Raw genomic sequence first — 15,761 nt, 5'->3', positions numbered from 1 at the left:
CCGTTCGTCCCGGTTAAATACTGACCAGGCCGGTAAAGCCCATAAATGCCAGCGACATCAAGCCCGCAGTGACCATGGCAATGGCAGAGCCCTGGAATGGTTTTGGTACATCGGCGACAGCAATACGTTCGCGCATGGCGGCAAATAACACCATCACCAGCGAGAAGCCTACGGCAGCGCCAAAACCATAAAGGATGGATTCCACCAGACTGTTATCGCGTTTGATGTTCAGCAACGCCACGCCCAATACGGCGCAGTTGGTGGTGATCAGCGGCAGGAATATACCCAAAACCCGATACAGCAGTGGGCTGGTTTTCCGAATAGCCAATTCGGTAAAACCGACAACGACGGCAATCACCATAATGAAACTGATGGTTTTCAGGTACACCAACTCTAGTGGCACCAACAAGAAGGTGTACACCAGATAGCTGCACAGTGATGCCAGCGTCAGCACAAAGGTGGTGGCAGCACCCATACCAATGGCGGTTTCCAGCTTGTTGGAAACCCCCATAAAGGGGCACAGGCCGAGAAACTGAACCAGCACAAAGTTGTTCACCAGAATGGTGCTTACCAGAATCAGCAAATACTCGGTCATGCAGTGCTCCGCAAATGCAGCAGTTTTGTTGCTGTGTTGTGGCTAAAAAGTAGCCAGAGTGAAAATCAGGGGGCGCATTATCCCAAACTTCTGTTATTTCCCTCAAGCATGTAAAGGGGGAGTTTTAAGTTGTTTTAGGAATAACCTTAGAGACCATGATCACTTCCGGGCGTAAGGCTGACGTTATAAACCGAACCCCATATCAAATCACCAATGTTCGGCAGAGCTGCGAGTTGAACAATGAACTGATGCTGGATTAACGACAGTCTGTGACAGACTAGCGCAGAGTAGGAGGTCGCTGAGTGTCGTGGGTCAACTTGTGGCGTCATATAGTTATAATGGAATACTCCTTTGAGAACTCATATTATTCCAACTGTGAATTGATCGCTCAATTGTCCGCAATGGCGTAGATGTTATTGAGAGCTCCGGCGCTGACACCAGTATGTCGCTCTCACAGAATCACAATGTGGTATTTAAATTGTCATTAAATAGTCATCAAATTTTAAAGCAATAAACTGACCAAAGAGTCAGTGTGAGGAGAGAGACGTTGAGCAAGGGATATTCGATTGAGACACAACAGCAGCTACTGGCATTAGCGCTGAAGTTTGAGATCGTTGCGGGTCATCCGGTGAAATGGCGTAATAATTCATCCGGGGTGGATGCGATGCTGGAGTACGGCTTGTCTTGTGATCACCCGGAGTTACGGGCGCTGGCGCAACAAGTGCTGGTGCTGCTGCCAGCAGAAGATCGTCAGCGACTGGTCGCACTCGGTGTCCGTGCGGCCATCGAAGCGACTTCGACAGCTGCTCAGACTGAGCATGGACAACCCGCTCATGTTCTTATTCGACAACGACGGTACCGGGGAGCAACAGGCACATTAGAAGATGCTACCGACGAAGATGGCTTGGCACAGAAAAGCCAAAGCCGCGGGCGTAACAACCATCATGGTTCAACGACTGGCCAGGCTGATAAGCGTCTGTTGTACCGGGGTAACAAGATCTGATGCTGATTTCTTTGGCGCTTACGCTTAATCCTTTACTGAAAAACTCAATTGGCCTCAAAGACAGCGAATCCGCCGCCATGTACATGGGCGAGCCCATTGAGGGGACACCAGCATACGACCAGATCCTGGGTTGGGTGGCACCGGAGAAATCGTCAGCGCCAATAAACGACTGCTGACCCGCTACCGTATAATCCCCACGACCGCTACTACTCCGGACTGTTCTGCTCAAGTGAATGACTGAGCTGTTTCAGCGCCCCATTGCCCTGATCGACATCAACCAGTTGCCCGACGACCAACTCAAGCAACAACAGTGGATTGGCATCGTTGCCCGCGCCCTCAAACAGATACGGGCTGGCGATAGCAGCCCGTATCAGCTCGACCTGTTATACGACAGTGAAGGACTGGGCGATCACAGCGTCCAGTGATTAATTTCATCCGCATTTGCTACACTACGCCATCGGAACCGGCAATATCACCGCCCTGTGTGTCAACCTATGTCTGGAGTTGAACGACCTGAGCTTTCTGGATGAACTGGGTTCACCCTTCTCCGTCTGTGCCTGATTTGTGTGGGTGAGCATCTGTCAGTGCTTTGACCAGATCAATCAGGTCGGGCTGCAGCTGTGCTGGCAAGTTGATTCCAGCGCTGGCCTTGTTGCTGCCATACCAGTAGGCGTTGAGTAAGTCCTTTAACTGCATCAGCGCGGCGTTGCTGGTGTCTTTGGGCAGCTGCTGTTGCAATGCCTGACACCATTTTTCCAGATGTTGCCCTGGCTGCCGTGTGACGCCGTTGGCTGCTCCAAGCCATTGCAACTGGCGCAGGTAAAAACCCAGGGCTGTGCCAGTGTCTTGCGGTTGATAACGCTGCAGACGAAAGATTACCCACTTTCCAGCCACTTTACGCCACCATTGGTGCCACCAGTAACGGCGACCCAGATACGCTGCCACAGCAATGATCAATAACAGCAATAACACTGGCCAGAGCCAAAACAGCGCCAGCAGCAGATAGCTGATCGGAATCACCAGTAACAGATACAGGGCATTCCAGAGTGTCGTGAGTAAGCCACCAACGGTGAATGTATTGTCGGCCGACAGGGCTTGCTGACGCTGACTCAGGCTGTCGACATAGTCATTGATCTGGTCGGCGCTGAGGGTACTGGCTTGGCTGGCGGGCAGTTGGTAGAACGCGGTCGGTTCAAAGGTGATCCAGCGATTATCGATCCAGGCTTCTGCCCAGGCGTGACCATCAATCCCGCGAATTTCAAAATAGCCGGTGAGTGGATTCTGCTGGCTGGCGGAAAACCCGGTCACCAGACGCGCCGGAATTTTTAAGGTGCGCAACAGGATCACCATGGCACTGGCGAAATATTCGCAATGACCTTCGCGGCTTTCAAACAGAAATGCGGGCAGCGGAGTCACGCCCTGGGAGGTAAGTGCGGAATCGAAGCTATAGCGATATTCGCTGCGTAAATGCTGCTCCAGCGCTTGGGCCTGTTGGTACGGGGTGTGGGCATTGGCGGTGACGGATTGGGCCAGCGCCGGAATACGGTCATCCAGGTTGTAGGGTAATTGCAGGTCGTGGTCGCGTGGTTTGGGTGTGTAGGAAGCCGGGCGATTATCAACCAACTGCTGCCGTGACAGTACGGTGTACTGGGTATTGGCCTGTAGTGGGGCGGGTAATACCGGTTGACCAAAAGCGTCGGTGGCCATTACCACGGCGGGTAGCCAGAGTGCGACCGGGTCGGCAGCGGCGGGTAACCAGGCCGACATGCCTTGCTTCAGAGTGATTTGTTGCTGGAAATTGCCGCTGTCTATTTGCTCGCCAGCCAGCACAACGTTGCCCCACAGATCGGTTTCCTGCTTGCGGAAGGCAGTGACCGATGAGGTCCAGCGCAGACCATCAAAGTGGTCGAAGGTACGTACTTTCAGATAGCTGCCGTGGGGGGCTTTCATCAGCGCAATGATCTGATTCAGATCAGCAGTGGTGGTGTTATTGCCATAGGGGCTGTCGTTGAGGTTCATTTCATCGCGGAAGCCGCGATAGTCAAATTGTGCGGCACTCGGATCCAGTCCTTCCCACAGTGGCAGCGGGCTATCGCTGAGGTCGCTGTTCAGCTGATCCTGGTTGAGGTCATTGGCCTGTCCCTTGTTATGCGTCTGGGAGTGTTCATCCTGGCTGGTCAGGTCAACCCGTTTGGCCTGTGCCTGCCAGTCGACGTTGTTGTACAACGTTGTGGCCCTGGAAAGCTGGCTGCCGAGGTTGGCGGCTGGCAAGCGTGGTAAAAACAGATAGATCACCCCGGCACAGATCACCAGCAGTGCCGCCGCCAGGATGGTCGCTGAGGGTTTGAAGCGTTCAGACCGTTTTGCCTGACTCTCGGGCGGGTGGGTTGCAGCACTGAAAAACAGCAGATCCTCATGGATTGCCCGCTGTCGAATCAGGCTGATGCGGCTATCGGTTGTCGCCTGCACACACCAGAGCACTGAGAGCGTCATCACCACACAAAACGCATAGCCTGCAATGACCAACAGATAACCACCGCTGGTGGCTTCTGCCGCGCCAAGCAGTAAAAAGGCAAAGCCATTCACCAGCCCATAAAACAGCAATAAGGGTTTTTCGGTAACCAGGTTAATGGCGAGCTGTGCCAGTAACAGCAGCACTAATAGGGCGGGTAGAATACCGACGGTGAATATCAGCCCGGCGAAGACAATCAGGCCGACGATGGCGAGGCTGTCAGAAACGGTTTTGAAGCGTTTTTTATCAGGACTATCGGCCTGGTGGCTCGGAGTGCGATCCGGTTGCCAGCCGAGATATAGCGTCAAGCCGCTGCCGATCAGTGTGAGGAGCGCCAATCCCAGTCCGGGCCAGAATCCAAACAGGGATATTCCTGCACCTGCAACCGCCAGGGCCAGTTGCGCTGAAAACCAGCCGATCAAGGTTCTGACGGAGGCTGACCGCTGGTCGGCAGTGGTGGCAAGATGGGGTTCAGAATGCGCCATAGCGGAATTGCCTCTCTAGCTTGCTGCTGGCATGCAGGCGCAGCTGATAGTGGTTGGCCGTGGGGTGGCTCCAGCCTTCCTCCCAGGATTGCATTGGATAGATAAAGCTCTGGTCGGCGATCAGAATATCGATATGACAGCCATGAAACTCAGGCAGTTCTGGCAGTTGGCTGAGGTTACGCACGGTGATCAGGGTCGCGCTGTGGGGGTATTTCAACAATGCCTGCTCAACCAGCGTGCCGTAGGGTTTGTCGCCGTCCGCCTGAGTCCAGGCTAATGCCGACAAATAATCGCTGCTGCCACGGTGGTGGCCGCCAATGGCGATGTCAGTAGGATGACTGCCGTGGGCCAGCAAGCGCATGGGTTGCTGCTGGTCTTTTGCCCAGGCCATCAGCGAGGCCGCCAGCGAGACCGCAAATTCAAAGGTGGATAACGGTGGTTCCCCGATGTCGTCATCGAGACAGTTATCCAGCAGCAGTAAAAAGTCGGGTTGTGCCTGGCTGTTGTACTCCCGCACCAGCAACTGCTGGTGGCGGGCAGAGGCGGACCAGTGAATATGCTTGAGCGAATCATACGGATGGTATTCCCGCAAACCGCAGTATTCAGCCTGAGCGTGCGGCTGGCTGGTGCTCTGGTACTCGATCATGGCGTCGTCGTCACCGGCACCACCTGGCAAGGTCTGCACCTGAAAGGTCTGGGGCGCGACGACGATCTGGCGTTCCGGTACGGTCAGCTGCCGGAACAGGCTGACAAAACCGAAAGGCCAGCAACAGCCAACTTCGACGGTTTGCAGCGGAAAGACGCCTCGATAACGGCAGAGGCTGCGGGTTCGCAGGCGATCCCCGTTGGCCAGCATGGCAATACGGTGGGTGACCGGTTGATCGGCGTATTCAAGATCTTCTCTCAGTAGCATCAGATAGCGGGTTTTGGGCAGCTGGAACTGATATTCCAGTATGACCTGGTCACCGGCACTGGCATCACCGATTTGTTGCACCGAGACGCGGATATGCCTGAGCGCCAGCCAGGGCATCAGCCAGGACAGCAGTAGCGTCGCCAATACCAGCGCCAGCATGCCGTAGAGCAGTGATAAGCCTCGATTCCAGGCAATCAGCAGACAGGCCAGTGCCAGCAGCCAGAGGAAGCGTTGGGCCGTTATATGCTGTTGCAGCCAGGTCAGTAGCGGTCGTAATAACCGTCCCGACCCGTGGGATAGGGACATGTTAGAGACTCTCGCCAGTCGGGGTGCCACGGGAGGCGGTTTTGGCGTCGTCGTTTTCTTTCACGAGTGTGGTAGCAAAATCCGGTACGGGCAACTGCGCTAGCAGCTCGTCCCAGAATATCTGGCGTTGTTCTGGCTGGTTCATGCGCGGGTCACGGAAAATCAGCCGATGGCTCAGGATCGGATCCACTAATAGCTGTACGGTTTGTGGAGTGACCTGTTTTTTTCCGGTCAGCAACGCCATGGCGCGAGCAGCACGCATCAGTGCCAGAGCACCCCGAGGGCTGGCACCAAGCTGAACCTTGGGATGTTCACGGGTCGCACGTACCAGCTGGTTGATATAACCCAGCAGCGGTTCGCTCAAGGGGATTTTCTCGCAGTGGGCTTGCAGTGCCAGCAGGGATTTTTCGGTCATCACGGCTTCAAGATAGTCTAACGGGTGGCCGGTCAGTTGCCCCTGCAGGATACTGAGCTCTTGCTCCTCGGTTGGGTAGCCCAGCGATATACGCATAAAAAACCGGTCGAGCTGGGCTTCGGGCAGCGGGTAGGTGCCACTGAACTCGACCGGATTTTGGGTCGCGATCACCATAAAAATATCCGGCAGCGAGTGAATCTCACGGTCGAGGCTGACAGTGCCTTCGGCCATCGCTTCCAGCAGCGCCGACTGGGTCCTCGGTGTTGCCCGGTTGATTTCATCGGCCAGCAGAAAATTGGTAAAAATTGGCCCCGGTGCCAGCCGGAAGAGCTGCTCTTGCTGATTAAAAATATTCACCCCGGTGATGTCGGACGGCATCAAATCCGGTGTGCATTGCAAACGCCGCATATCCACCTGTACCGATTTGGCCAGTGCCCGCGCCAGTGTGGTTTTGCCCAGACCTGGGACATCTTCAATCAGCAAGTGGCCGCGACACAGCAGGGTGGTGAGGGTAAACAGCAACGACTGGGGCTGACAATGGATAACTTTGGCGAGGTTTTTGTGCAGTTGCTGCAGGGCGACGACGGGGTTATTCACAGGCAAATTCCTTGATAAATGACGTGTTGAATGATGACGTATTGAATGTGGAATGGCTTGATATCACATCTGAAAACGCTGGCGCTTGAAATAACGGCATTAAAAATCGACTCAAAATGCTTATTTAGTACTCATAAACTCGGCTTTGGCTTCCTGCGTCGCTCTAACGCCTGCATCCGTATAGGCATGCGCCTTTTCGTTGATTGTTACCTTGTCCTTGCAGCGCTCGTTACCTTTTCAGATGCACCCTCTGAATCTATTTTCGGTTGGTTACTGCCTTCCCGCACTGCCTCGGATACTGTTTATACAGCCTGTTGGTACTGAGCGGAGAGCGGGAATACTAATCAAGCAACGTGACAGGCGCAAAGGCAGTAGTGTGAGGCAGCGCAAATAACGGTCAGCAAGATGGCGGTTGATGCCATTGGTGCGATGTTAAGCGTCCGTTAATCACCTGATTGAACCGTGCTGGGGCGATACTTGCCTGTTTCTTATTTGATGGCACACTGTGACAGGTTTTTTTCTAGCGGATGGTTATGGCGATTTATCGGTTGGGGTCGGTTGCAGCGAGCGCGGGCAATATGCTGAATGTTATTGGTTTGTTGCGACAGTTGCGACGACTGGCGGTGTTTTCTGGCTTGGCGGTGCTTGGCCTGGTGCTGCTTGGTGGACTGACGGCTTGTTCCGATAGCGCAATCAACAGCCCTCACCCTGCAGGTGAAGATGCCGATGAAACCGTGCTGTATTCAAACTTCTCCGAGCGCCCCAAACACCTCGATCCGGCGCGATCCTACAGTTCGGATGAGGGCCGCTTTATTGACCAGATTTATGATCCGCCACTGCAATACCATTATCTGAAACGCCCGTACGAACTGGAAGCCAACACCCTGACCCAGTTGCCCGATATTGTTTACACCAATACGAATGGCGACGTGGTGACTGAGAACGCCGCCGACCTGGCTTTCAGTACCTATGTGTTTACGCTCAAGCCGGGTATTTATTATCAGCCGCATCCGGCATTTGCCACCAATGCCGCTGGCGATCCGCTGTACCGCTTCGATACGGCAGCAGACAGTGCCGCTTTTCACGGGCTGGAGGATTTTGACCAGACAGCCACTCGCGAGCTGGTGGCCGATGACTACATTTACCAGATCAAACGGCTAGCCGACCCCGCCAACCTGTCGCCGATCCGGGGCTTGCTGGCGGAGTATATAGTCGGCATGGACACGTTTGCCGGAACCGTGACCGAAGCGCGCAAACAGCTTAAACAAACGGATCCCCGTTTTCAGCAAACCGACTGGCTTGATCTCAGGGAATACCCGCTGCAAGGGGTCGAGCAACAGGGTGACTACCAGTTCAGTGTGCGCCTGAATGGCAAATACCCGCAGTTCAAATATTGGTTGGCGATGCACTTTTTTGCGCCGCTGCCGGCGCTGGTTGATGCGTTTTACCATCAGCCTGGGCTGGCCGACCGTAATATTGTGCTGGACTGGCATCCGGTGGGTACAGGGCCATTTATGATGACCAAAAACGATCCCAACGAAGCCATTATCCTGCAGCGTAATCCCAATTATCGGGATGATTTTTACCCCTCTGAAGGTGAACCCGGCGATGCCGAAGCGGGCTTGCTGGATGCCGCCGGTGCCCGTTTGCCGCTGATCGACAAGGCTGTTTACCGGCTGGAAAAAGAATCCATTCCACTCTGGACCAAGTTTCTGCAGGGCTATTACGACCGCTCCGGGATTGCCAGCGACAGTTTTGACCAGGCAGTCTCGATTGGATCGACGGGAGTGAACCTGAGTGCCGAGATGCAGGCGATGGGCATCGGTATGGAAATCGAAGTTGTACCGGGCACCTACTATCTGGCGTTTAACATGCTCGATCCAGTGGTGGGTGGCTTGTCGGAGCCGGGGTCAGCAGTACTTCCAGACCCGGTGATGCAGGAGCGGGCGCGCAAGCTGCGTCAGGCCATCGCCATTGCCTACAATCAGGAAGAAGCCATTTCGATTTTTGCCAATGGTCGTGGCGAGGTGGCACAAAGCCCGATTCCGCCAGGTATTTTTGGCTACCAGTCGGGGCAGCAAGGGATTAACTCCTATGTCTTTGACTGGGATCCGAACGCACGTTCGACAGGATCAAAAACAGCCGGTGCACCGGTACGCAAATCGCTGGATGAAGCACGCCGGTTATTGGCAGAAGCCGGTTATCCCGATGGTCGTGATGCCGTGACCGGTGAGCCGTTGGTGCTGAACCTGGATACACCCAGCGGCGGCGGTGGTGCCAGTGCCAATCAGATCTGGATGATCAAGCAATTCGGCAAGCTGAATATCCAGCTTAATATTCGTGGCAGCGACTACAACCGTTTCAAGGAAAAAATGCGCTCCGGTAACGCCCAGCTGTTCCAGTGGGGCTGGATGGCGGACTATCCGGATGCCGAGAACTTCATGTTCCTGTTGTATAGCGCCAATGGCCAGGTGGTGACGGGAGGTTCCGGCGTCAACTCCAGTAACTACGCCAACGCCGACTACGACCGGCTGTTCGAACAGATGAAACTGATGCCGGATTCCCCTGAACGCCTGGCGCTTATCGATCAGATGCTGGCGATTTATCATCACGATGCCCCTTGGGCTTCGGCCTGGCATCCGCATTCCTACGTGTTAAACAATCCCTGGGTAAAAAACACCAAGGCACACGGTATCAGTAAGGCAGTACTAAAATATTTCGGCATCGATAACGCCGAACGGCAACAGGCCAGAGCAGAGCGTAACCAGCCGGTGCTGTGGCCACTGATTCTGGTCGCCGTGCTGATGCTGATATTGATGGTTCCCGGTTATCGCGCTTATCAGCGGCGGCAACATGCCCGCGTGATCACCCGTCAACACCCGGACACCGGAGGGCAACACTGATGCTGGCCTATATTATCCGCCGTCTGCTGTATGCTCTGCCGATTCTGGTCGGGGTGAACCTGCTGACGTTCGCGCTGTTTTTTGTGGTCAACTCGCCGGATCAGATGGCACTGGTGCAGTTGGGTGACAAACACATTGACCCGCAAGCGATTGAACAGTGGAAAGAGCAGCGCGGTTACAACAAACCCCTGTTTCTTAACGACGGTGACAACAGTCAGGGGCTGCTGACCGATACTATCTTCTTCGACAAATCGGTCCGGCTGTTTGCGCTGGACTTTGGCAAATCTGACGAAGGGCGCTCCATTGGCGACGATATCCAGCAGCGCATGTGGCCGAGTCTGGCCGTCGCGTTGCCGACGTTTGTGATTGGGCTGGCGGTGAATATTGCCTTCGCGCTGTTTGTGGTGATGTTTCGTGCCAGTGTGTTTGATACCGCAGCGATGGTGGCGTGTGTGGTGTTGATGTCGATATCGGGTGTGTTTTACGTCTTTGCTGGTCAGTATTTCTTTGCCAAGGAATGGAATCTGGTGCCGATCTCCGGTTACCTGACCGGCATCGACGCCGCCCGGTTTCTGATCTTGCCGGTGATTATCGGCGTGATCGGCGGCATCGGCGGTGGTACACGCTTGTATCGCACGCTGTTTCTGGAAGAAGCCAACAAGGATTATGTCCGTACCGCCCGCGCCAAGGGCGTACCGGAACTGACGGTGTTGTTTCGCCATATTTTGCCCAATGGCCTGATTCCGATTCTGACCAGCGTGGTGGTGGTGATTCCATCGCTGTTTATGGGCAGTTTGCTGACCGAATCCTTTTTTGGCATTCCCGGTTTGGGCAGCTACACCCTGGATGCGATTCAGGCTCAGGACTTTGCCATTGTGCGCAGCATGGTTTTTCTCGGCTCTGTGCTGTACATCATCGGTCTGATTCTGACCGATATCTCCTATACCCTGGTTGATCCGCGTGTGAGGTTGTCTTGATGCTGGCTGTTCAACCGGTTGTCTTACTGAGTGATTTGCTGATTTTTGCCCTGGTAGCGGCGCTGGTGCTGTTTTTTGTACAGTTGGCGCGTGATCCTCTGGCGCGGGGACGCTGGCGTTCGGTGTTTGAATCCCGCCTTGGTTCCAGTGCGTTTATGGTGATCCTGTTTTATGTGTTGCTGGCATTGCTGGATTCACTGCACTACCGCGAGCCGTTGCCCGCTGTGGCTGAGACTCAGGTTGATGACGCGTTGGCTCAGACCGACGAAACTGACAAGCAGCCGACCATTGAGGATAAAGTTCATTACAGTCAGCAAGTGAATAGCGTACTGGATGCGGTGCTGGCCGGGTTACATGCCCAGGACGAAAAAACCTATTCTGAACCCTTCTCGATTTACTCCTTCGCCCGTGAAAACCAGACCTCCGATGACGGCAAGGTGGTGCGAGAATTTCCCCGTCTGATCCATGCTGGCCGTCATTTGCAGCAGGGGGAAAGCGTGGCAGTGGATGTGCTGCAACGGTCGTTCAAGGCAGTACTGATAGGGCTGGCGATGATGGCAGCGCTGGTGATTCTGCATCTGCAATGGCGGTTTCGCTGTCGTTCTCGCAATCGTGCCCAAAGCGGTGGTGACATTGGCTCGGTGCTGCCATGGACGACTATTTATATCACGCTGGGGGTGTTGGTGGTTGGCTCCAGCTGGGTACTGGAGTTGGGTCAGTACTACCATATTCTGGGCACCAACAAGGTTGGGCAGGATGTACTCTATCTGGCGCTGAAGGCGACCCGTACCGGTGTGCTGATTGGCACTCTGGCTACCCTGTTAACCCTGCCGTTGGCGATTGTGCTGGGTATTTCTGCCGGTTACTTCCGCGGTTGGGTGGATGATCTGGTGCAGTATGTGTACACCACGCTCAGTTCGATTCCGGGTATTTTGCTGATTGCGGCGTCGGTATTGCTGATTGATGTGTATATCGAAACCCATCAGCAACAGTTCCAGCTCACCAGCGAGCGAGCGGATTTTAAATTCCTGGCGCTGTGCTTTATTCTCGGCATGACCAGCTGGACCGGTTTATGCCGGTTGCTTCGTGCTGAAACCCTGAAGGTCAGCCAACTGGATTATGTCCAGGCGGCACGGGCATTCGGAGTACGTCATGGACGCATTATCGGACGTCATATCCTGCCTAATGTCACCCATATTATTCTGATAGCACTGGTGCTGGATTTCAGTGGTTTTGTACTGGCGGAAGCGGTGCTGTCTTATATCGGCGTCGGGGTTGATCCCTCGATGGCCAGTTGGGGCAATATGATCAACGAAGCGCGGGCGGAATTGTCCCGTGAACCCGTGGTGTGGTGGTCGGTGGCCGCAGCGTTTGTGCTGATGTTTATCCTGGTGCTTGCTGCCAACCTGTTCGCCGACAAGGTTCGTGATGCGTTTGACCCCAGGTCGGCAGGGTAATGGATATGTCTTTGTTAAGTGTACGTGATCTGAGAATCGAACTACCCGCCATACCCAACGCCCAGCAGCCGCAACGGCGACAAGCGCGGCCGCTGGTGAAAGGCATTTCGTTCACCATTGCTGCGGGTGAAATCATGGCATTGGTAGGTGAGAGTGGTTCAGGAAAATCGCTGACCGCCCTGGCTATCTTGCGGTTACTGCCCGATGCCCTGGCGATTACTGCCGGAACGATTGAACTGGATGGCGACGCACTGTTTGAACGTACCGAACGGCAAATGAACAAGGTGCGCGGTTATCGCGCCGCGATGATTTTTCAGGAGCCGCAAAGTGCCCTTAATCCGGTACAAACCTTGTTGCAGCAGGTGGGCGAAGTGCTGACGCTGCATAAGGGTCTGACCGGCGCGGCGCTAAAAACAGCGGTTATTGGACTGCTGGATGAAGTCGGTATTCCTGATCCGCAACAGCGACTGAGCTGGTATCCGCATCAATTGTCGGGTGGTCAGAAACAACGGGTCATGATTGCCATGGCATTGGCCTGTGAACCGGATCTGCTGGTGGCTGACGAACCAACTACAGCGTTGGATGTCACCATTCAAAAGCAGATTCTGGAACTGCTGAACCAGATCCGCACCGCGCGTGGATTGGGGATTTTACTGATCACCCATGATATGGGCGTGGTCTCGGAAATGGCCGACCGGGTGGCTGTGATGCGCCACGGTGAAATTCTTGAATACCGTCCCTGCGATGAGTTTTTCCAGGCACCAGCACATGAATACAGTCGCCAGTTAATTCACTCACTGCCCAAACGTACGTTTCGTGATGCGGTTGCCAGCCAACAGGCGCTCCTCACCGTCGAGGGGCTGAAGGTCTGGTTTCCGCAACGTAAAGGTGTATTGCAACGGGTGGTCGGTTATACCAGAGCCGTGGATGGCGTATCGTTCGCGATCGGTAAAGGTGAAACCCTGGCGCTGGTAGGAGAGTCCGGTTCCGGCAAATCGACAGTGGGCCGTGCGGTACTGTCACTGGAACCTCTGACTGCCGGTATCGTCACTTTCGATGGCCAGCGTATTGATCAACTGGATCAGGCCGCGTTTCGACCCTATCGCAAGCGTATCCAGGTGATTTTTCAGGATCCGTTTTCCTCCATGAACCCGAGGATGACCATTCGTGAAATCCTCTCTGAAGGCATGATTAGCCTGGGGTTGCTGGATAATCCCGAACAACGGGAAACCAAGTTGCAGACGTTGCTACTGCGCGTTGGAATGGAAGTGGCTCATCTCGATCGTTATCCGCATGAATTTTCCGGTGGCCAGCGCCAGCGTATTGCCATTGCACGGGCGATTGCGGTAGAACCTGAGCTGATTATCTGTGACGAACCCACCAGTGCACTGGACGTCAGCATTCGTGGCCAGGTACTTGAACTGTTGCAAGAGCTGCAACAGGAGATGGGCCTGAGCTACCTGTTTATCACCCATGACCTGTCGATTATTCCCCATCTGGCACACCGGGTGGCGGTGATGAACCAGGGCGTACTGGTAGAACAGGGCGATTGCGCCAGCGTGATGAACCAGCCACAAGATGCGTATACCCGTGCGCTGCTGGATGCTGCGCCGGTGATTCGTTGACAGCCTATTTATTTTTTGCGGTGCAAACCGTCTGACCGATTCAGGAGTTTGTTGTGTCTCAACTGCCCCAAGCCCAAATTGAACAAACCCAAGTAGAACAAGCTCTGGCGAGCTATATCGACCCTTATCTGGAAATGGATCTGGTGTCTGCCGGTGCCTTGCAAGCCGTCACGATTGATGGCGGCAAGATTAGCGTAACACTGGAGCTGGATTACCCGTCGGAGTTTCTCAACGGCGGCGTGGCGCAATTGTTAATCACCGCACTGGAAAATATCGCTGGCTGTGATGAAGCCAACGTAACCCTTGGCTGGCATGTGGATGCCCACAAGAGCCACGACGGCGGAGAATCACTGGCAGCGGTAAAAAACATCGTCGCGATATCGTCCGGTAAAGGTGGCGTGGGCAAATCCACCACCGCCGTGAACCTGGCCGTAGCACTGGCCAAAGACGGTGCCAAAGTTGGTTTGCTGGATGCCGATATTTATGGCCCCAGCCAGGGCATCATGCTCGGCGTGGCCGCTGGCACACGACCAGAAACCATTGATAACAAATGGTTTGTACCGGTTGAAGCCCATGGCATCAAAACCATGTCGATGGCTTATCTGGTAACAGAACAAACCCCGATGGTCTGGCGCGGCCCCATGGTGGCAGGCGCGCTGACCCAGATTCTGACCCAGACCCAATGGGGCGAACTGGATTATCTGCTGATCGACATGCCGCCGGGCACGGGCGACATTCAGCTGACCCTGAGCCAGAAATACCCGGTGTCGGGATCCGTGATCGTGACCACACCACAAGACGTTGCCTTGGCCGATGCCAAAAAAGGCGTCGAAATGTTCCGTAAAGTCGGTATTCCGGTGCTGGGCATGATCGAAAATATGAGCATGCACATCTGCTCCAACTGTGGCCATGCCGAACCTATTTTTGGCGCACACGGCGCTGACCGGCTGGCCGAAACCTACCACACCAAAGTGCTTGGCTCACTGCCACTGGCGACCTACATTCGTGAACAGTCCGATGCCGGAGTGCCGGTTGTGGCTGCTGATGACAGCTCCGAAGTCGCCATGATGTACCGTCATGCCGCCCGCCGACTGGCCGTAGCGTTGGCTCGTGGAGGTGAAGCCGCCGAGACCATGCCGGAGATAGAAGTCTCCGACGACTGATAGGAACGAACAAGTGGCGCTTGGATGCCCTGCGGAAAACAAGCTCAGAACACAGCCCGCATGAGCCACTTGTCCTGTTTTATTTATTGGGCCGCAATGTGTATAAAATGGCTTGTTTCTACACAAAAGTGCAATATGAGAACCAATATAGTAATAGACGACAAATTGATGGCTGATGCCCTTAGTATCACCGGCTTCCAAACCAAGAAAGAGGCTGTAGAAGAGGGGCTTAAGGCGTTGATCAGATTAAAAAAACAAGCGGACATCCGCAAGCTGAGAGGCAGCCTTGAGTGGTCTGGTGATCTCGATGAAATGAGAACGGGTAAGTGATACTGGTTGATACCAGCGTTTGGATAGATTTTTTTAATGGGAAAAGTAACCGCGAAGTTGAGATTCTTGACGGAGTTCTAGGCTACCAGGGAGTTGCTATTGGTGACCTGATAATGGTTGAACTTTTGCAGGGATTTCGTTCCGACAAGGATTACAATACGGCGAAAAAATATCTTTTAAATCTTGATTTATACAACATGCTGACTCCTGATCTGGCTCTTTTGGCTGCGGAGAATTACCGTAAGCTTTGGAGAAAAGGCGTTACGGTTAGAAAAACCGCCGATGTAATTATCGCTACTTTTTGTATTGAGAACCAAATCCCGTTGCTCTATGTGGATAAGGATTTTATACCTTTTACTCAACACCTAAAACTCCGTTCCGTCTGTTAGGGGGCGTTCTCAATTGGTCAATCGGATCTGCTGAGAGCCCCCTGGTTGAACTCAGGACTTTGAAACTCACCGGGAACTACCAGAAAATCAT

Annotated in this window: 13 protein-coding genes; 9 read left to right on the top strand and 4 right to left on the bottom strand. The window is 54.2% G+C overall.

All coding sequences use genetic code 11. The features are described from left to right. Nucleotides 1-13: 13 nt before the first annotated feature. Nucleotides 14-595, bottom strand: a complete 582-nt coding sequence (gene rsxA, locus SOJ49_RS12540; RefSeq protein WP_303434563.1) for an electron transport complex subunit RsxA — start codon at nt 593-595, stop codon at nt 14-16. A gap of 547 nt (nt 596-1,142) precedes the next feature. Between rsxA and SOJ49_RS12535 the strand changes: the two genes are divergently transcribed. Both SOJ49_RS12535 and SOJ49_RS12530 read left to right on the top strand, forming a co-directional pair. Then, nucleotides 1,143-1,598 carry a hypothetical protein gene (locus SOJ49_RS12535; protein ID WP_369854842.1) on the top strand — a complete coding sequence of 152 codons (456 nt, stop codon included), beginning with the start codon at nt 1,143-1,145 and terminating at the stop codon, nt 1,596-1,598. Between the two features lie 233 nt (nt 1,599-1,831). Continuing rightward, nucleotides 1,832-2,023 carry a hypothetical protein gene (locus tag SOJ49_RS12530; RefSeq protein WP_369854841.1) on the top strand — a complete coding sequence of 64 codons (192 nt, stop codon included), beginning with the start codon at nt 1,832-1,834 and terminating at the stop codon, nt 2,021-2,023. Nucleotides 2,024-2,135: 112 nt separating this feature from the next. Here the strand turns inward: SOJ49_RS12530 and SOJ49_RS12525 are convergent, their stop codons facing one another. Genes SOJ49_RS12525 through SOJ49_RS12515 form a run of 3 tightly spaced genes read right to left on the bottom strand, consistent with a single transcriptional unit; the run spans nt 2,136 to nt 6,826 of the window. After that, a complete protein-coding gene (locus SOJ49_RS12525; RefSeq protein ID WP_369854840.1) occupies nt 2,136-4,595 on the bottom strand; it encodes a transglutaminaseTgpA domain-containing protein in 2,460 nt (819 codons plus the stop codon). Further along, nucleotides 4,582-5,814 (bottom strand): DUF58 domain-containing protein, encoded by a 1,233-nt coding sequence (locus tag SOJ49_RS12520; protein ID WP_369854839.1) that lies wholly within the window; start codon nt 5,812-5,814, stop codon nt 4,582-4,584. Before SOJ49_RS12520 ends, SOJ49_RS12525 begins: the two co-directional genes overlap by 14 nt. A 1-nt stretch (nt 5,815) precedes the next feature. Then, nucleotides 5,816-6,826 (bottom strand): AAA family ATPase, encoded by a 1,011-nt coding sequence (locus SOJ49_RS12515; RefSeq protein WP_369854838.1) that lies wholly within the window; start codon nt 6,824-6,826, stop codon nt 5,816-5,818. 578 nt (nt 6,827-7,404) lie between these two features. Between SOJ49_RS12515 and SOJ49_RS12510 the strand changes: the two genes are divergently transcribed. The 7 genes from SOJ49_RS12510 (at nt 7,405) to SOJ49_RS12480 (ending at nt 15,670) form a co-directional block, all read left to right on the top strand. Then, on the top strand, nt 7,405-9,729 hold the full coding sequence (locus SOJ49_RS12510; RefSeq protein ID WP_369854837.1) for an ABC transporter substrate-binding protein: 2,325 nt from the start codon (nt 7,405-7,407) through the stop codon (nt 9,727-9,729). After that, a complete protein-coding gene (locus tag SOJ49_RS12505) occupies nt 9,729-10,706 on the top strand; it encodes an ABC transporter permease (RefSeq protein ID WP_369854836.1) in 978 nt (325 codons plus the stop codon). The genes SOJ49_RS12510 and SOJ49_RS12505 overlap by 1 nt, the downstream gene beginning before the upstream one ends. Beyond that, nucleotides 10,706-12,163 carry an ABC transporter permease gene (locus SOJ49_RS12500; RefSeq protein ID WP_369854835.1) on the top strand — a complete coding sequence of 486 codons (1,458 nt, stop codon included), beginning with the start codon at nt 10,706-10,708 and terminating at the stop codon, nt 12,161-12,163. The genes SOJ49_RS12505 and SOJ49_RS12500 overlap by 1 nt, the downstream gene beginning before the upstream one ends. Nucleotides 12,164-12,168: 5 nt before the next feature. Beyond that, nucleotides 12,169-13,788, top strand: coding sequence for an ABC transporter ATP-binding protein (locus SOJ49_RS12495; RefSeq protein WP_369854834.1), 1,620 nt, complete (start codon nt 12,169-12,171; stop codon nt 13,786-13,788). Nucleotides 13,789-13,841: 53 nt separating this feature from the next. Further along, nucleotides 13,842-14,951 carry an iron-sulfur cluster carrier protein ApbC gene (gene apbC, locus SOJ49_RS12490; RefSeq protein WP_369854833.1) on the top strand — a complete coding sequence of 370 codons (1,110 nt, stop codon included), beginning with the start codon at nt 13,842-13,844 and terminating at the stop codon, nt 14,949-14,951. A 168-nt stretch (nt 14,952-15,119) separates the two neighbouring features. Next, nucleotides 15,120-15,281, top strand: coding sequence for a type II toxin-antitoxin system VapB family antitoxin (locus tag SOJ49_RS12485; protein WP_369854832.1), 162 nt, complete (start codon nt 15,120-15,122; stop codon nt 15,279-15,281). Next, nucleotides 15,278-15,670, top strand: coding sequence for a PIN domain nuclease (locus tag SOJ49_RS12480; RefSeq protein WP_369854831.1), 393 nt, complete (start codon nt 15,278-15,280; stop codon nt 15,668-15,670). Before SOJ49_RS12485 ends, SOJ49_RS12480 begins: the two co-directional genes overlap by 4 nt. The last annotated feature ends 91 nt before the right edge of the window (nt 15,671-15,761 follow it).

This window comes from Candidatus Thalassolituus haligoni, assembly GCF_041222825.1.
Lineage (GTDB): Bacteria > Pseudomonadota > Gammaproteobacteria > Pseudomonadales > Oceanobacteraceae > Oceanobacter > Oceanobacter antarcticus.
Note: the sequence above shows the minus strand (reverse complement) of the source record. Positions and strands in the feature narration are given on the sequence as shown.